This is a genomic window from Pseudomonas sp. TE6283 (assembly GCF_054060555.1).
Map to the genome: position 1 here is coordinate 120,850 of NZ_JBSSDH010000009.1, position 17,423 is coordinate 138,272.

General features: G+C 63.7%; 16 protein-coding genes. 7 read left to right on the plus strand and 9 right to left on the minus strand.

The annotated features are described in order from the left end of the window. Positions 1 to 50: 50 nt before the first annotated feature. The 4 genes from ACVWZ5_RS14590 to ACVWZ5_RS14605 form a co-directional block, all read right to left on the minus strand. Positions 51 to 1,016, minus strand: a complete 966-nt coding sequence (locus tag ACVWZ5_RS14590; protein WP_028689217.1) for a sulfonate ABC transporter substrate-binding protein — start codon at positions 1,014 to 1,016, stop codon at positions 51 to 53. A gap of 95 nt (positions 1,017 to 1,111) precedes the next feature. Next, on the minus strand, positions 1,112 to 1,705 hold the full coding sequence (gene ssuE, locus ACVWZ5_RS14595; protein ID WP_028689218.1) for an NADPH-dependent FMN reductase: 594 nt from the start codon (positions 1,703 to 1,705) through the stop codon (positions 1,112 to 1,114). 317 nt (positions 1,706 to 2,022) lie between these two features. Continuing rightward, complete coding sequence (locus ACVWZ5_RS14600) at positions 2,023 to 2,661, minus strand: peroxiredoxin (RefSeq protein ID WP_186599609.1); 639 nt, start codon at positions 2,659 to 2,661, stop codon at positions 2,023 to 2,025. Positions 2,662 to 2,825: 164 nt separating this feature from the next. Further along, positions 2,826 to 4,181 (minus strand): OprD family outer membrane porin, encoded by a 1,356-nt coding sequence (locus ACVWZ5_RS14605; protein ID WP_343580484.1) that lies wholly within the window; start codon positions 4,179 to 4,181, stop codon positions 2,826 to 2,828. 539 nt (positions 4,182 to 4,720) lie between these two features. Here ACVWZ5_RS14605 and tauA point away from each other — a divergent pair. From tauA to tauD, 4 genes are read left to right on the plus strand one after another with little or no spacing between them, the layout of a single operon-like run. Continuing rightward, positions 4,721 to 5,692: a taurine ABC transporter substrate-binding protein gene (gene tauA, locus ACVWZ5_RS14610; RefSeq protein ID WP_343580482.1), complete on the plus strand. Its 972-nt coding sequence runs from the start codon at positions 4,721 to 4,723 to the stop codon at positions 5,690 to 5,692. Positions 5,693 to 5,705: 13 nt separating this feature from the next. After that, positions 5,706 to 6,485 (plus strand): taurine ABC transporter ATP-binding subunit, encoded by a 780-nt coding sequence (gene tauB / locus ACVWZ5_RS14615; RefSeq protein ID WP_062575549.1) that lies wholly within the window; start codon positions 5,706 to 5,708, stop codon positions 6,483 to 6,485. Further along, positions 6,482 to 7,321 carry a taurine ABC transporter permease TauC gene (gene tauC, locus ACVWZ5_RS14620; protein ID WP_062575550.1) on the plus strand — a complete coding sequence of 280 codons (840 nt, stop codon included), beginning with the start codon at positions 6,482 to 6,484 and terminating at the stop codon, positions 7,319 to 7,321. Before tauB ends, tauC begins: the two co-directional genes overlap by 4 nt. A gap of 45 nt (positions 7,322 to 7,366) precedes the next feature. Further along, positions 7,367 to 8,200 carry a taurine dioxygenase gene (gene tauD / locus ACVWZ5_RS14625; RefSeq protein ID WP_062575551.1) on the plus strand — a complete coding sequence of 278 codons (834 nt, stop codon included), beginning with the start codon at positions 7,367 to 7,369 and terminating at the stop codon, positions 8,198 to 8,200. Positions 8,201 to 8,308: 108 nt separating this feature from the next. On the opposite strand, the gene betT is transcribed toward tauD, so the two are convergent. Continuing rightward, positions 8,309 to 10,270 carry a choline transporter BetT gene (gene betT / locus ACVWZ5_RS14630; RefSeq protein WP_186599618.1) on the minus strand — a complete coding sequence of 654 codons (1,962 nt, stop codon included), beginning with the start codon at positions 10,268 to 10,270 and terminating at the stop codon, positions 8,309 to 8,311. A gap of 255 nt (positions 10,271 to 10,525) precedes the next feature. Further along, positions 10,526 to 11,464, minus strand: coding sequence for a serine O-acetyltransferase EpsC (epsC, locus tag ACVWZ5_RS14635; RefSeq protein ID WP_062575553.1), 939 nt, complete (start codon positions 11,462 to 11,464; stop codon positions 10,526 to 10,528). A 285-nt stretch (positions 11,465 to 11,749) separates the two neighbouring features. On the opposite strand from epsC, the gene tcyJ reads away from it, so the two are divergent. Genes tcyJ through tcyN form a run of 3 tightly spaced genes read left to right on the plus strand, consistent with a single transcriptional unit; the run spans position 11,750 to position 13,984 of the window. Further along, entirely contained in the window at positions 11,750 to 12,556 is an 807-nt protein-coding gene (gene tcyJ / locus ACVWZ5_RS14640; RefSeq protein WP_186599611.1) for a cystine ABC transporter substrate-binding protein, read from the plus strand. After that, positions 12,553 to 13,221: a cystine ABC transporter permease gene (gene tcyL / locus ACVWZ5_RS14645; protein WP_046857530.1), complete on the plus strand. Its 669-nt coding sequence runs from the start codon at positions 12,553 to 12,555 to the stop codon at positions 13,219 to 13,221. The genes tcyJ and tcyL overlap by 4 nt, the downstream gene beginning before the upstream one ends. Before the next feature lies 1 nt (position 13,222). Beyond that, complete coding sequence (gene tcyN / locus ACVWZ5_RS14650) at positions 13,223 to 13,984, plus strand: L-cystine ABC transporter ATP-binding protein TcyN (RefSeq protein WP_028689229.1); 762 nt, start codon at positions 13,223 to 13,225, stop codon at positions 13,982 to 13,984. A gap of 16 nt (positions 13,985 to 14,000) precedes the next feature. Here the strand turns inward: tcyN and ACVWZ5_RS14655 are convergent, their stop codons facing one another. From ACVWZ5_RS14655 to ubiD, 3 genes are all read right to left on the minus strand, one after another. Next, positions 14,001 to 14,651, minus strand: a complete 651-nt coding sequence (locus tag ACVWZ5_RS14655) for a gamma-glutamylcyclotransferase (RefSeq protein WP_028689230.1) — start codon at positions 14,649 to 14,651, stop codon at positions 14,001 to 14,003. Positions 14,652 to 14,971: 320 nt separating this feature from the next. Further along, a complete protein-coding gene (locus ACVWZ5_RS14660; protein WP_457340701.1) occupies positions 14,972 to 15,940 on the minus strand; it encodes a CDP-6-deoxy-delta-3,4-glucoseen reductase in 969 nt (322 codons plus the stop codon). Beyond that, a complete protein-coding gene (gene ubiD, locus ACVWZ5_RS14665; RefSeq protein WP_062575556.1) occupies positions 15,940 to 17,406 on the minus strand; it encodes a 4-hydroxy-3-polyprenylbenzoate decarboxylase in 1,467 nt (488 codons plus the stop codon). Before ubiD ends, ACVWZ5_RS14660 begins: the two co-directional genes overlap by 1 nt. Positions 17,407 to 17,423 lie beyond the last annotated feature (17 nt).

Genomic DNA, 17,423 nt, shown 5'->3' on the forward strand with positions numbered 1-17,423 from the left:
TCCTCAAGGGTGGCTCATGCCGGGGCGACGCCCCGGCGCAGGCGAATCGTTCAAGGCGCGCTGGCGACCTTGGCCGGGGGTGTCCAGATCACGTCCTTGATGCTCAAGGGTTTGGGAATCAGCTTCAGGGCCTGGAAGGTGTCGGCGATCTTCTGCTGCGCGGCGATCACTTCCGGGGTCAGCGGCGCGGCGCCGTAGCCCTGGCGTTTCACCGAGGTCAGGGTGATGTCGGCGGGCAGGCCGAGCAGCGGCGCGACCTGGTCGGTGACCTGCTGCGGGTTGGCCTGGGACCATTCGCCCACGGCGCGTACTTCCTCGACCAGAGTGTTGATCACCGCCGGATGCTGGGTGGCATAGCTGCGGGTGGCCAGGTAGAACTGGTGGTTGTCGACCAGGTCCTTGCCGTCACGCAGCGTGCGTGCCTGCAGCTGCTGCTCGGCGGCGGCCTGGTACGGGTCCCAGATCACCCAGGCGTCGACGCTGCCGCGCTCGAAGGCGGCGCGGGCATCGGCCGGTGGCAGGTAGACGGGCTGGATATCGGTGTACTTGAGGCCGGCGTCTTCCAGGGCGCGCACCAGCAGGTAGTGCACGTTGGAGCCCTTGTTGAGGGCGACTTTCTTGCCCTTGAGTTCCTTCACCGACTGGATCGTCGATCCCTTCGGCACCAGGATCGCCTCGCTGTGCGGGGCTGGCGGCTCATAGGCGACGTACAGCAGGTCGGCACCCGCGGCCTGGGCGAACACTGGCGGTGTTTCGCCGGTCACGCCGAAGTCGATGGAACCGACGTTGAGGCCTTCGAGCAGTTGCGGGCCGCCGGGGAACTCGGTCCATTGCACGTCGATGCCCTGTTCCTTCAGGCGCTTTTCCAGCGAGCCCTTGGCCTTGAGCAGCACCAGGGTGCCGTACTTCTGGTAACCGATGCGCAGGCTCTCGGCCTGGGCTTGAGTGATGGCGCCGAAGGACACAGCCGCCGCAAACAGGGCGACCAGACCGCGACGCAAGAAGATTGTGCGCATGGCGCTCTCCTGTGCGAGTGGGTTCGGGTAGCACCTGCTTGCCTCGTTGACGGGCGAGTAAGGTGGGAACAACGGTCAAGCGGTATAGCGAGGAATCAGATGCTCCAACGGGCACTGATCAGGCGTTCGTTGAGCTCGCCCGGCACCACCGGCCGAGGCCGGCGCGCCAGGGCGCTGTGGAACGTTTCCAGCGAATCCTGCAGGCGCTGTTCCAGGGCAGCGGCCAGTTGCGCGGGCCGGGTGCCTTCGCCGTAGGCGACCTGGCTGTCGTCGGCGAAGATCCCCTGCAGGGTCTCCTGCGCCTTGAGCGCCGACAGCACCGGCTTGAGGGCGTAGTCCACGGCCAGCATGTGGGCGATGCTGCCGCCGGTGGCGATCGGCAGGACCACCTTGTGTTCCAGGGCACGCTCAGGCAGCAGGTCGAGCAAGGTCTTCAGGGCACCGGCGAACGATGCCTTGTACACCGGCGTGGCGACCACCAGGCCATCGGCCTGGGCCACCAGTTCGTTGAAGTGACGCACCTGCGGGCTGTCGAAGCGCGCGTGGAGCAGGTCCTCGGCGGGGAATTCCCGCACCTGGAAGGTCACCACCTCGACGCCGCGCTCCTGCAGCCAGTCGCGCGAGCGTTCTAGCAGCACGCCGGAGCGTGAACGAAGACTGGGGCTACCACCGACAGAAACAACCAGCATTGAAAGCGCTTCCTTCGATTCGATTGCAGGGCCGCGAGGGGTTATCCCCGCTGGATGGAAGTGACATTAACAGTTCGTCACATATATCTATAAATCATATTTTTGCATTTGTTTATTCCATAAATAGATATTAATTCTTATCTCTGTAAGAGATCACCCAGCCCTTCGGGCTACGCTGTCGCGCAGGCAACTATCCCCCTGTGGGAGCGCGCAAGGCTCAAGTTGGCAATACCTGCCTTTCTGCCAGACATAAAAAAGGGCCGTCGAAACGGCCCGAAGATCCCTGCTTGGCTAAGAGCAATGCAACGAGCAATACCTCATCGATTCGGTTGCGGGGTCAGTCGCAGATAGGGTTTCACCGCCCGGTACCCTTTCGGGAAGCGGCGTTTGATTTCGTCCTCGTCCTTGAGCGAAGGCACGATCACTACCTCGTCGCCGTCCTGCCAGTTGCCTGGGGTGGCGACCTTGTAGTTGTCGGTCAGTTGCAACGAGTCGATCACCCGCAGGATCTCGTTGAAGTTGCGCCCGGTACTGGCCGGATAGGTGATGGTCAGGCGCACCTTCTTGTTCGGATCGATGACGAACAGCGAGCGCACCGTCAGGGTGTCGCTGGCGTTGGGGTGGATCAGGTCGTACAGGTCGGAGACCTTGCGGTCGGCGTCGGCGATGATCGGGAAGTTGACCACGGTGCTCTGGGTCTCGTTGATGTCATCGATCCACTTGTGGTGCGAGTCGACCGGATCCACCGACAGGGCAATGGCTTTCACGCCACGCTTGGCGAAGTCCTCCTTGAGCTTGGCAGTCAGGCCCAGCTCGGTGGTGCACACCGGGGTGAAGTCGGCAGGGTGGGAGAACAGCACGCCCCAGCTGTCGCCCAGCCATTCGTGGAAGCGGATCTTGCCGGCGCTGGAATCCTGTTCGAAATCGGGGGCGATATCGCCGAGTTTGAGGCTCATGGAAGCGGCTCCTGTGCTGTGTCTGGCCTTGTGGGTTCAATGTGCCTGCTTCCGAATAAAAACAAAAAGAATAAATATTGATTTATTTATAACTATTAAGCATACGGATTCGCAGACACAAAAAAGCCTCGCACCAAGCGAGGCTTCTTCTTTGCAGCTACGGCTTACATGAAGCTGTAAGTGTAGTTGAAGATCAGACGGGTCTGATCCTTGTCGACCGGAGCTTCACCCTCGCCGCGGTAGATACCATGACGCAGGCTGGCGCCCAGCCCCTTGAGCGTACCTTCCTGAATGACGTAGTCGACCCGGGCGTCACGCTCCCACTCGTGGTAGGTGCCATTGCCCGAAACGTTACGGATGTCATCGCCGCGCAGGTAGGCGATGGACGCCTTCAGGCCCGGCACGCCAACGCGCGCAAAGTCGTAGCTGTACTGACCGAAGGTGGTGTTGGTACCAGCACGTGCGAACTGGTTGATCATGCTATCGGTGAACAGATAGAAGCTGGCACCACCAGCACCTTCAGGACGACCGTTGCCATCTACCACACCACCTTGGTTCAACCAGACGAAACCACCATCATCGCTGACCTGCTGGTGGCCAAGCATCAGAGCGTGCCCGCCTAGGGTGTAGGTGAACATCGCCGACCAGGTTTTGTTGTCAACTTCGCCGCTGTGCTTGGCATAGCCACCGTTGTTATTGAAGTTGTAGCCGCCACCATGGCCATTCTTCCCATCGCTGCTGCTGTCGAAGTAGCGCAGGTCGGTCTTGAACGACTGGTCGTCAGCGATCTTGAAGACGTGTGTAGCACCCAGGAAGTGCTGCTTGTAGAAGTCTTCCAGGTTCGAGTAGTAGTACTGAAGTGTCAGGTCAGGAGTGACCTTGTAGTCCAGACCACCGTAACGGAACTTGTTGCTGTCAGCCGAAGCACCGTTTACCGACAGGCCGGTACGGTTGCTGGAAGCACGCCCCATGGCATGGGTCAACTGACCGGCATTGATGGTCAGGTTGTCAATTTCCTTCGAAGTGATGGTGCCACCTTCGAAGGTCTGTGGCAGCAGGCGGCCGTCGTTGGCGACCAGAATCGGCAGGTTTGGCGCCAATGCGCTACCGAAGTGCGCCTCAGTCTTGGAGAAACGTGCCTTGGCATTACCGCCGATACGCGCCCATTGGCTCACCGAGGAACCGTTGGTGTCGCTCGGTAGGAAGGTGCTGCTATCCGGGTGACGACCACGACCGCCGTCGAGATGAATACCCCACAAGGCCTGAACATCGACGCCGAAGCCTACGGTGCCTTCGGTAAAGCCGGACAGGTAGTCCAGTTTGAAGCCTTGGCCGACTTCGCGGTTGTCGCCACCACGGCCGCGTTGATCCGGACGCAGATTGACTTCACGGTTGTCGTCGTTGAAGTACATGGTGCGCGAGCTCAGGGACAGCTTGCTGTCCTCGATGAAACCGGCAGCGCCTGCTTGTTGGGCGAGAACCCCCAGTGCCACGGCCAGGGCCAGGCTGGACTTGTACATGTTTTGCTCCTCTACGTTCTAATTTTTGTGCGTCTCAAGCGGCGGGATCTGCTGCCCCACTCGCCCGGATTGGCGATTTAGCACCAATGCGTGACCGCCAAGTCAATCGCTAACGGTCGATCTGCGACTTTGGTCTAACCCGCTGACCTGCGCTACAGGATAATGACAATCCTATAAATCCAAAATGACCGTTTTATGAATCTGTAAGATTTTTACGGAATAACATCGGAACCATTCCTACGAAACGTTGTATCGACGCCGTCAATCATACCTTTAGGTTATGTGCAAACGTTTGCCGAGCTTTCGACCAGCAGTCCCCCCTCAGGAATCGATCAAGACTAGCTGTCTTCAGCGATTGCGCCAGCTTCGCACCGTCCTGTCGAAACGAACCGAGCCAGGGATCACGACGAGCCTGCATCCCGTGCAGGTTCAGAGCGTTTGGCTTTTAAGCTAATTCTAAAAAGTTATTTATTTACTATTTCTTAGATCATTTAGTCTTCTCGCCATCCATCCCAGAATGCCTGACGAGAGGTTCAATCATGATCCCGCACGCTCCGCTGCGCCTGTTCGCCGCCCTGACCCTCGCCAGCGCCACCTGGCTGGCCCAGGCCGCCGACCTGACCGTCGCCTACCAGACCACCGTCGACCCGGCCAAGGTGGCCCAGGTCGATGGCACCTATGAAAAGGACAGCAAGGCCAGCATCGACTGGCGCAAGTTCGACAATGGCGCCGACGTGATCACCGCCGTCGCCTCGGGCGACGTGCAGATCGGCTACCTCGGCTCCAGCCCGCTGGCCGCCGCCGCCACCCGCAAGCTGCCGGTCGAGACCTTCCTGATCGCCACCCAGATCGGTGCCGGCGAGGCCCTGGTCGCCCGCGACAGCATCAAGACTCCGCAGGACCTGGTGGGCAAGAAAGTCGCCGTGCCGTTCGTTTCCACCGGCCACTACAGCCTGCTGGCCGCGCTCAAGAGCTGGAACATCGACCCGTCGAAAGTGCAGATCCTCAACCTCGCCCCGCCGGCGATCATCGCCGCCTGGAAGCGCGGCGACATCGACGCCACCTACGTCTGGGACCCGGCCCTGGGCGTAGCCAAGGAGAACGGCAAGGTGCTGATCACCTCGGGCGAGCTGGCCGAGAAAGGCGCGCCGACCTTCGATGCCTGGATCGTGCGCAAGGACTTCGCCGCCAAGCACCCGGAGATCGTCAAGTCGTTCGCCAAGGTCACCCTCGACGCCTACGCCGACTACCGCATGGACCCCAAAGCCTGGCTGGCCGACAAGGACAACGTCGCCAAGCTGGTCAAGCTGTCCGGCGCCAAGCCCGCCGATATCCCGGTGCTGCTGCAGGGCAACGTCTACCCGCTGGCCGCCGACCAGGCCAGCGCACTGGGCGCGCCGACCACCCAGGCGCTGACCGACACCGCCACCTTCCTCAAGCAACAAGGCAAGGTCGACGCCGTGCTGCCCGACTACTCGCCTTACGTCAGCGCCCAATACCTGCCCAACTGACCCGGAGCCCGTCATGGCCTTGCTCGAACTGGAGCGCATCAGCGCACAGTACCCCGGCGCCGCTACCCCGGTGCTGGCCGACATCAACCTGAGCCTGGGCCCCCGCCAGCTGCTGGTGGCCCTCGGGCCGTCCGGCAGCGGCAAGACCTCGTTGCTCAACCTGATCGCCGGCTTCGTCGCCCCCAGCGGCGGGCGCATCAGCCTCGACGGCGCGCCGGTGCAAGGTCCGGGCGCCGAACGTGGCGTGGTGTTCCAGGACGATGCCCTGCTGCCCTGGCAGGACGTGCTCGGCAACGTCGCCTTCGGCCTCGAGCTGGCCGGCGTGCCCCGTGCCCAGCGTGAAGCCAAGGCCCGCGAGATGCTGGCGCTGGTCGACCTGGCCGGCTTCGGAGAGCGGCGTATCTGGCAATTGTCCGGCGGGCAGAAGCAGCGCGTAGGCCTGGCCCGGGCGCTGGCCGCCGACCCACGGGTGCTGTTGATGGACGAGCCGTTCGGTGCCCTCGATGCCTTTACCCGCGAACAGATGCAGGAGCTGCTGCTGCAAGTCTGGCAGCGCACCGCCAAGCCGGTGTTCCTGATCACCCACGACATCGAAGAGGCGGTGTTCCTCGCCACCGAACTGGTGCTGCTGGCGCCCAATCCGGGGCGCGTCGTCGAACGTCTGCAACTGGACTTCGGCCAGCGCTACGCCGCTGGCGAGTCGGCCAGGGCGATCAAGTCCGATCCCCGTTTCATCGAAACCCGCGAGCACGTGCTGGCGCGGGTATTCTCGCAACGTCAGGAGTCCGCATGAGCAGCATCGAATTGCCGGCCACCACCAAGCAGGCACAACGCACACCTCCTGTGGTGAAGCCCCGCAAGCCCTTGTCGACCCGCTGGATCAGCACCCTCACCCTGGCCACCCTGTTGCTGGGGTGGTGGCTGGTGACCGCGGCCGGCTGGATCGAACCGCTGTTCCTGCCCTCGCCCGCCGACATCCTGGCCAAGGGCTGGACGCTGCTCACCCAGGGCTACATGGACGCCAGCCTGTGGCAGCACCTGGGCGCAAGCCTGGGCCGTATCGGCCTGGCGCTGGTGGCGGCGACCCTGACCGCCATCCCTGTCGGCCTGGCCATCGGCTACAACCGCGTGGCCCGCGGCATCCTCGACCCACTGATCGAATTCTACCGGCCGATCCCGCCGCTGGCCTACCTGCCGCTGATCGTCATCTGGTGCGGCATTGGCGAGCTGTCGAAGGTGCTGCTGATCTACCTGGCGATCTTCGCCCCGATCGCCATCGCCACCGCCACCGGCGTGCGCACCGTCGACCCGGCCAAGCTGCGCGCCGCGCAGTCGCTGGGGGCCACCCGGGCGCAACTGATCCGCCATGTGATCCTGCCCAGCGCCCTGCCCGACATCCTCACCGGCATCCGCATCGGCCTCGGCGTGGGCTGGTCGACCCTGGTCGCCGCCGAGCTGATCGCCGCCACCAGCGGCCTGGGCTTCATGGTGCAGTCGGCGGCGCAGTTCCTGGTCACCGACGTGGTGGTGCTGGGGATCCTGCTGATCGCCCTGATCGCCTTCGCCCTGGAGATGGGCCTGCGCGCCCTGCAGCGCAAGCTGGTGCCCTGGCATGGCCAGAGCCATTGACCAAATGACCACGCCGGCAACCCGGCACCTGGAACGAGAAAAGACATGAGCCTGACCGTTACCCCCTTGAGCCCAGCCCTTGGCGCGCAGATCAGCGGCGTGGACATCAGCCGCGATATCACCCCCGAACAGCGTGACGCCATCGAGCAGGCGCTGCTCGAACACCAGGTGCTGTTCTTCCGCGACCAGCCGATCACCCCCGAACAGCAGGCCCGCTTCGCCGCCCGCTTCGGCGACCTGCACATCCACCCGATCTACCCCAATGTGCCGCAGACGCCGCAGGTACTGATTCTCGACACCGCAGTCACCGATGTGCGCGACAACGCCGTGTGGCACACCGACGTAACCTTCCTGCCGACCCCCGCACTGGGCGCGGTGCTCAGCGCCAAGCAACTGCCGGCCTTTGGCGGCGACACCCTGTGGGCCAGCGGCATCGCCGCTTTCGAGGCGCTGTCGGCGCCGCTGCGCACGATGCTCGACGGCCTGACCGCCACCCACGATTTCACCAAGTCGTTCCCGCTGGAGCGCTTCGGCACCACGCCCGAGGACCTGGCACGCTGGGAGGCGACCCGGCGTAACAACCCGCCGCTGTCGCACCCGGTGGTGCGCACCCATCCGGTCAGCGGCCGCAAGGCGCTGTTCGTCAACGAAGGCTTCACCACGCGGATCAACGAGCTGAACGAGCAGGAGAGCGAGGCGCTGCTCAAGCTGCTGTTCGCCCATGCGACGCGGCCGGAGTTCAGCATTCGCTGGCGTTGGCAGGAAAACGACGTGGCGTTCTGGGACAACCGCGTCACGCAGCACTTTGCGGTGGATGACTACCGCCCCAGCCGGCGGGTGATGCATCGGGCGACCATCCTGGGGGATGCGCCTTTCTGAAAGATCCGGGGAGGCCTTTGGCCTCCTTTCGCTGGCAAGCCAGCGCCCACAGGTTTTGCAACAACCCTGTGGGAGCCAGCGAAAGGGCCGCAACGCGGCCCGAGCGATCTACCTGACCAGATGCAGGTACTGCATATGCCGCTCGTACTGGTCGAGGATGTCGTTGATGATCTGCTCCTTGCTGTAGCCCACCAGGTCGTAGTTCTGGCTGCCTTCGCTCAAGTGCACCTCGGCCCTGTAGTAGCGGCGATTCTTCAACTCCTGCGTCCCCAGCCCACCCAACGCGAACGACGGCGTGAAGTACCCGCGCATTTGCACCTGGTAGATGAACGGCTGCTCCTCGCCATGACCGATCTTCAGGCTGACGTTGTCGTGGCTCGGGTCATCCTGGGTGATCAGCACCAGTCCCTTCTGCTCGAACACCTCGCGCACCTCGGCGATCGCCGGACGCACCACGTCGTCCATGAAGCGATACACCTCGTCCCGCGACGGGAAGTGCACAGCCTGGCTAAGACGCTGGCGCCAGCCGCCACGCCCGCGCCGGGACTGGGCGAAGGGCGCCAACGAGTGCATCTGCGCGATCTGCCGCTGGCTTTCCAGGTAGAAGGCCTTGTGCAGCCCCCACATCATGCACAGCAGGATCAGCGAGAACGGCAGCGAGGTCAGCACCACCGCCGACTTCAGCGAATCGATGCTGCCGGCGAACAGCAGCCCGCTGGTGATCAGCGCGGTCATCGCGCCCCAGAAGATGCGCAGCCAGTTCGGGCCGTCCTCGTCGGCGCCGCCGCCCTTGGCCGACAGCGTCGACAGCACCACCGTGCCGGAGTCGGCCGAGGTGACGAAGAACACGAAGCTGATGAACACCGTCACGGCGATCACCGTCTTGCTCCACGGGTAGGTTTCCAGCAACAGGTACAGGCTCATCGACGGGTTGTCGATGGCCGACTGCCCCAGCGCGGTCATGCCGTGGTTGATCACCTGGTCCAGGGCGCTGTTGCCGAAGATCGACATCCACGCCAGGGTGAAGCCCAGCGGGATCAGCAACACGCCGAAGACGAACTCGCGGATGGTTCGGCCCCGGGAGATGCGGGCGATGAACAGGCCCACGAACGGCGCCCAGGCAATCCACCAGGCCCAGTAGAACACCGTCCAGCCGCCCAGCCAGTCGCGCTGCTCGCCGTAGGCGTACACATCGAAGCTCTTGCGCGGCAACGCGCCCAGGTAGTCACCGAGGTTCTGGATCAAGGTGTTGAACAGGTGCTGGGTGGGCCCGGCGAACAGCACGAACAGCAGCAGTGCGCAGGCCAGGAACAGGTTGATGTCGCTCATCACCCGCACGCCCTTCTCCACCCCGGCGACCGCCACGGCCACCGCCGCGCCCATCATCAAGGTGATGAGGATCACCTGCACCCACTGGCTGTGGCTGATGCCGAACAGGTAGTCGAGGCCGGCGTTCAGGTGCAACACGCCGAAGCCCATGTCGGCGCCCAGGCCGAACACCGTGGCGATGATGCCGAAGCCGTCCACCGCATAGCCGATCGGACCGTTGATGCGCTTGCCGATCAGCGGGTACAGCGCCGAACGCAGGGCCAGCGGCAGGTTGTGCCGGTAGGCGAAGTAGGCCAGCGCCATGCCGACGAAAGCGAACACGCCCCAGCCGTGCAGGCCCCAGTGCAGGAACAGGATCTGCATCGCCTGACGCCCGGCCTCGGCCGTGCCGGCCTCGCCCTGCGGCGGCTGGAGCATGTGGGTCAGCGGCTCGGAAACGCAGAAGAAGAACAGGGTGATGCTGATACCGGCGGCGAACAGCATGCCGGCCCAGGACAGGTAGCTGAACTCGGGCTCGTCGTGGTCAGCACCAAGCTTGATCTTGCCGTAGCCGGACAAGGCGGTGACCACCACGAAGACCAGGTACAGGGTCATGGCCAGCATGTAGTACCAGCCGACGGTGTTGGCCGCCCAGTTCTGCGCCGCCAGCAGCCAGTCGCCGGCGGCCTGGGGCTGGGCGATGACGACCAGGCCGAAGAGGAGGATGAAGCTTGCCGCGAAGTAGAACACGGGGGGGTTCATGCGGATCTTGCCGTGGGCAAGGTCGGGGGTCGGTGCACTCATTGAACGGGCACCTCGTCGAAGGACGTGAGGTTCGGATTGAACGGGTTCAGCAAAGGCGATTCCTCCTTTTGAACACCGGCAATGGACCAGCGTTTTTCGTTGAACAAGCGTTCAAGTTAAACATGGATCGGATTTCAATGCGACCCGATGCCGCTCCAGAATAGGTCGACTAGGGAACGGGCTTGCCCGCTCCCACGCGACATAACCCCTGAGTTAGAGGGCTTTCTTGCCCTCGCAATCCAGCTGCAGGTTAGCCTGGGTAATGTTGCTGTCAGCCGGCACGCTGCGGGTCAGCCACACGTTGCCGCCGATGGTCGAGCCCTTGCCGATGGTGATCCTTCCGAGAATGGTCGCTCCCGCGTAGATCACCACGTCGTCCTCGACGATCGGGTGGCGGGCCAGGCCCTTGTGCAGGGTGCCCGACTCGTCGCTGGGGAAACGCTTGGCGCCCAGGGTCACGGCCTGGTAGATACGCACCCGCTCGCCGATGATCGCGGTCTCGCCGATCACCACGCCGGTGCCGTGGTCGATGAAGAAGCTCGGGCCGATCTGCGCGCCGGGGTGGATGTCGATACCCGTGGCCGAGTGCGCCAGCTCCGAGCTGATCCGCGCCAGCAGCGGCAGGCCGGCCCGGTACAGGTGGTGGGCCAGGCGGTGGTGGATGATCGCCAGGATGCCCGGGTAGCACAGCAGCACCTCGTCGACGCTGCGCGCCGCCGGATCGCCGTGGTAGGCGGCGAGCACGTCGGTGTCCAGCAGCACGCGCAGGGCCGGCAGGGCCGCGGCGAAGTCCTGGATCAGGCGCAGGGCGTGGCCATCGACATCGACCACATCGGTCTTGCCGTGGCGCGCCGCGTAGCGCAGCTCAAGGCGGGCCTGGGTCAGCAACGCAGTGAGCGCGGCGTCGAGGGTGTGGCCGACGTAGAAGTCTTCGCTCTCTTCACGCAGGTCCACCGGGCCCAGGCGCATGGGGAACAGCGCGCCGCACAGTTGCTCGAGAATCTGGCGCAGCGCCTCGCGCGACGGCAGCTCGCGCCCGCCCTGCTCGCCGCTGCTGCGGCCATTGCTGCTGCGCCACTGTTCACGGGCGCTGCGCAGGCCACTGACGATGCCCTGCAGTTGCCAGTGCCCGGTTGATGGTTGTTCGCTCACGGTGTTTCTCCTGCCAGGCGGCTTTCTCGATATACCTACGCTCCCTGTAGGAGCGGCCCTTTCGCGGCACAAGGCCGCTCCTACAGGGAGGGTGTAAGCCACGATACGTCAAATCTGCCTCTTGGAAAAAACAACGCTTTATTCCATCCTGAGCTAAGTCGGGCATAAGCGACTGCAAAATGCAGAAACGGGAATAACAACCTGATTTTTTATTATTTCCCGACCTATGAAGCCCACCTCTATAGTCGCCACCTCACTACTTCCACAACAAGCGCGGGGCCTGCCATGACCAAATTCGCCAAACCCCTTCTCAACGCCAGCCTGGCGCTCCTGCTGGGCGCCGGCCTGCTCGGCCAGGCCTTTGCCGGTGAGCAGTTGAAGACCATCCAGGAGAAGGGCGTGATCAACGTCGGCCTGGAAGGCACCTACCCACCGTTCAGCTTCCAGGACGAGAACGGCAAGCTGACCGGCTTCGAGGTCGAACTGTCCGAGCTGCTGGCCAAGGAACTGGGGGTCAAGGCCAAGGTCCAGCCGACCAAGTGGGACGGCATCCTCGCCGCCCTGGAGTCCAAGCGCCTGGACGTGGTGATCAACCAGGTGACCATCTCCGAAGAGCGCAAGAAGAAGTACGACTTCTCCGAGCCCTACACCGTTTCCGGCATCCAGGCCCTGGTGCTCAAGGGCAGCGATAACGAGAAGAACATCAAGACCGCCGCCGACCTCGCTGGCAAGAAGGTCGGTGTCGGCCTGGGCACCAACTACGAGCAGTGGGTGAAACAGGACGTGCCGACAGCCGATGTCCGTACCTATGAAGACGACCCGACCAAGTTCGCCGACCTGCGCAATGGCCGCATCGACGCTATCCTGATCGACCGCCTGGCCGCGCTGGAGTACGTGCAGAAAACCGCCAAGGACAAGAAACCCACCGCACTGGCTGGCGAGAAATTCTCCAAGCTGGAATCGGGCGTGGCCCTGCGCAAGGGCGAGACTGAACTGCTCGATGCGCTGAACAAGGCCATCGACAAGCTCAAGGCCGACGGCACGCTGGCCAAGCTGTCCGAGAAATACTTCGGTGCCGATGTCACCAAATGATCGCTGAAAGCCTGCAACTCGTTGTCGATTCCGCGCCCTTCCTGCTCAAGGGCGCGGGCTATACCGTGCTGCTCAGTGTCGGCGGCATGTTCTTCGGCCTGGTGCTGGGCTTCGCCCTGGCACTGATGCGCCTGTCGAAGATCCTGCCGCTGGACTGGCTCGCCCGTATCTACGTGTCCTTCTTCCGCGGCACGCCGCTGCTGGTGCAGCTGTTCGTGATCTACTTCGGCCTGCCGCAGATCGGCATCGAGCTCGACCCGATCCCGGCGTCGCTGATCGGCCTGTCGCTGAACATGGCGGCGTACATCTGCGAAATCCTCCGGGCGGCGATCTCTTCGATCGACCGTGGCCAGTGGGAAGCGGCGGCCAGCATCGGCATGACCCGCACCCAGGCCATGCGCCGGGCAATCCTGCCGCAAGCCCTGCGCACCGCCCTGCCGCCGCTGGGCAACAGCTTCATCTCGCTGGTCAAGGACACTGCCCTGGCGGCGACCATCCAGGTGCCCGAGCTGTTCCGCCAGGCGCAGCTGATCACCGCCCGGACCTTCGAGGTCTTCACCATGTACCTGGCTGTCGCGGTGGTCTACTGGATCCTCTGCAGCATCCTGGCGCACTTCCAGAACCGCATGGAAGCGCGGGTCAACCAGCACGACCAGGAGCACTGAGATGATCGTAGTAGAAGGCCTGAGCAAGCAGTTCAAGGGCCAGACCGTGCTCAACGGCATCGACCTGACCGTGCAACCCGGCGAGGTGGTCGCCATTATCGGCCCCAGCGGCTCGGGCAAGACCACTTTCCTGCGTTGCCTGAACCTGCTGGAAACCCCCGATGCCGGGCGTATCCAGATCGGCGACATCAGCATCGACGCCAATCGCCCGCTGGGCGGCCAGCAGGGTGCGATCCGCCGCCTGCGCCAGCAGGCCGGATTCGTGTTCCAGAACTTCAACCTGTTTCCCCACCGCACCGCCCTGGAGAACGTCATCGAAGGGCCGGTGATCGTCAAGAAGACGCCCCGCGACAAGGCCATCGAGCTGGCCAGGCGCCTGCTGGCCAAGGTTGGCCTGGCGGGCAAGGAAGACGCCTACCCGCGCCGCCTTTCCGGCGGCCAGCAACAGCGGGTTGCCATCGCCCGCGCCCTGGCCATGGAGCCCGAAGTGATCCTGTTCGACGAGCCCACCTCGGCACTCGACCCGGAGCTGGTGGGCGAGGTGCTGGAGACCATCCGCGGCCTGGCCGAGGAAAAGCGCACCATGATCATCGTCACCCACGAAATGAGCTTTGCCCGCGATGTCGCCAACCGGGTGATCTTCTTCGACAAGGGCGTGATCGTCGAGCAGGGCGAGGCCAAGGCACTGTTCGCCAATCCCAAGGAAGAGCGCACCCGCCAGTTCCTGCGCAAGTTCCTCGGCACCGCCGCCGGCCAGGAATGAGCCCGATGCGCGGGGCTCACACCTCGCGCAGGTTGTGGCAACGCCTGAAGCGGGCTTCCAGGTTGCGATCGGGCATCTGGTGGCTGCGCAGGGCGTTGAGGGTCTGCTCCACGTAATCGCGCGTCGTGCCGTAACGTCCCTTGGCGCTGGCAAGTATCTGGCTGAGCAGGGTGTCCGGCAGGTTGCCCGCGTAGCACGGCAGGTGTCGTTCCAGCACGAAGCCCAGGGCCTGGACCTTGCTGCCATCGCCCAGGCGGCAGCTGAGCCAGTGCGGGCGATAGGCCGGGAACGGCATTTCCCGTTGCCACAGGGCCATCAGCGAATCATCGAGGTTGCTTTCATCCAGGCGGTAGGCGAAACCGCTGCAGGAACCGCCACGGTCCAGACCGAATACCAGGCCCGGGCACTCCGGGGTGCCTCGGTGCTCGTGGGACCACAGGTACAAGCCACGATGGTAGCCATGTACCCGCGCCCGCTGGCGCTCGACCGAATTGCATTCGGGGCGCCAGATCAGCGAACCATAGGCGAACAGCCAGACCGGGCCGCCGTCGTGCTGAGACATGGTTTCCTGCATCGAGCGTTGCAGTTGTTCGCGGGTTAACTGTTGTCCGAAGTCGAGCGACGGCGGATAAGCTACTTGCCAGGATGAACTTTCAAGTGTCGACATGAGCTGCCGCCATTAATTCCGGTGAACCACCAAAGTGCGGGTGCCGCGGTACCTGAGGAATGCTATCGCGGGCTACAAGTCCCCAAGATAGCGTGGGAGCGGGCTTGCCCTGCAATTTTCCATGCGCCTAACGTAAGGCAAATTGCACTTTGCACTCAACCCCGAAAACAGGATTTCATTTAACCATCCGCTGAACGGAAACTAATAGTCCGAGTATAGCGAAACTTATTACCCGCGCCGGTAACAATCCCCGCCATATAATCAAATGGAAAACACTTGGTTATTAAATCCGGCACGCCCTTGCAGCGTGCCGTTTAGTTTCACCCACGCGGCGCGTAGGCGAACACGTCGGCGCGCATGCGGTGGGCATCCATGCCGGCCTCGACCAACGCATCGAGGGTGGCATAGACCATGTTTGGCGAGCCGCTGGCATAGACATGCACCTGGTTCAGGTCGCCGATGTCCTCGCACACCGCCTCGTGCAGCAGGCCACAGCGCCCTTCCCAGCCGCACAGGTCGCTGACTACCTTGTGCAGGAACAGGTTGGGCAGGCGCTGCCACTCGTCCCAGTGCTCGATCTTGTAGAAGTCTTCAGGCCGACGCACGCCCCAGTACAGGTGCACCGGATGCTTGAAGCCCTGGGCGCGGCAATGCTCGACCAGGCTGTGCATCTGGCCCATGCCGGTACCGGCGGCGATCAGCACCAGCGGACCATCGGGCAGCTCCGCCAGGTGGGCGTCGCCGAACGGCAGCTCGATCCGCGCCAGACCAGTGCGCTGCAACTGCTCGATCAACTGCACGGCACTGCTTTCCCGGGCCAGCACGTGCAGCTCCAGGTCTCGGCCACCGTGGGGCGCCGAGGCGAGGGAGAATGCCGCCTTGTCCATGCCCTCGCGCTCGATCATCAGGTACTGCCCCGCGTGATAGCGCGGCGGCTTGCCGGCAGGCGCGCGCAGGCGCACGCGCCAGACGTCGCCACCGACCTCGACGCATTCGCTCACGGTACAGGCCAGCTTGCGCACTGGCAGCTCGCCCAGGGCCAGCACACCATCCCACAGCAACACGCAGTCCTCCAGCGGCTCGGCGATGCAGGTGAACAGTTCACCGTGATCGCGGACTTGGCCTTCCTGGCGAACACGGCCTTCCACCAGCAGCGCGGCACACACATGGCAATTGCCGTTGCGGCAGCTGCTTGGGCAGTCGTAGCCCAGGCGCCGCGCGGCATCCAGAATCCTTTCCCCCGGTTCGACCGCCAGCACCGCCCCGGAAGGCTGCAAGGTTACCTGCATCAATCTATTCCCAACTGGTCCCACAGCTCATCGATACGGCGGGTGACGGCCTCGTCCTTGACGATGACCCGGCCCCATTCGCGTGTAGTCTCGCCCGGCCATTTGTGCGTGGCGTCCAGGCCCATCTTCGACCCCAGGCCCGACACCGGCGACGCGAAGTCGAGGTAGTCGATCGGGGTGTTGTCGATCATCACCGTATCACGCTTGGGGTCCATGCGCGTGGTGATGGCCCAGATCACATCGTTCCAGTCGCGGGCGTTGATATCGTCGTCGGTGACGATAACGAACTTGGTGTACATGAACTGTCGCAGGAACGACCACACACCCAGCATGACGCGCTTGGCGTGGCCTGGATACTGCTTCTTCATGGTCACCACCGCCATGCGGTACGAGCAGCCTTCCGGCGGCAGGTAGAAGTCGGTGATCTCGGGGAACTGCTTCTGCAGGATCGGCACGAACACTTCGTTCAGCGCCACGCCGAGAATCGCCGGCTCATCCGGCGGCCGGCCTGTGTAGGTGCTGTGGTAGATCGGTTTCTGCCGGTGGGTGATGCGCTCGACGGTGAACACCGGGAAGCTGTCCACTTCGTTGTAGTAGCCGGTGTGGTCGCCGTACGGGCCTTCCGGGGCCATCTCGCCGGGGTGGATCACCCCTTCGAGGATGATCTCGGCGGTGGCCGGCACCTGCAGGTCGTTGCCACGGCACTTGACCAGCTCGGTACGGTTGCCGCGTAACAGGCCGGCGAAGGCGTATTCGGAAAGGGTGTCCGGAACCGGCGTCACGGCGCCGAGGATGGTCGCCGGGTCCGCGCCCAGGGCCACGGCCACCGGGAATGGCTGGCCGGGATGCTTCTGGCACCATTCGCGGTAGTCCAGCGCGCCGCCGCGGTGGCTCAGCCAGCGCATGATCACCTTGTTGCGGCCGATCACCTGCTGGCGGTAGATCCCGAGGTTCTGGCGGTCCTTGTTCGGCCCGCGGGTGACGGTCAGGCCCCAGGTGATCAGCGGCGCCACGTCGCCCGGCCAGCAGTGCTGGATCGGCAACTGGCCCAGGTCGACGTCGTCGCCTTCGACCACGATTTCCTGGCATACCGCGTCCTTGACCACCTTCGGCGCCATGGACACGACCTTCTTGAAGATCGGCAGTTTCGACCAGGCGTCCTTCAGGCCCTTCGGCGGCTCGGGTTCCTTGAGGAACGCCAGCAGCTTGCCGATCTCGCGCAGTTCCTCGGTCGATTCGGCGCCCATGCCCATGGCCACCCGCTCGGGGGTGCCGAACAGGTTGCCCAGCACCGGGATGTCGAAGCCGGTGGGCTTTTCGAACAGCAACGCCGGGCCCTTGGCGCGCAGGGTGCGGTCGCAGACTTCGGTCATTTCCAGTACAGGGGAGATGGGAACCTGGATGCGCTTGAGTTCACCGCGCTGTTCCAGGCCACGGATGAAGTCGCGCAGATCGCGGTACTGCATGCAAGGGCCTCGTGTTG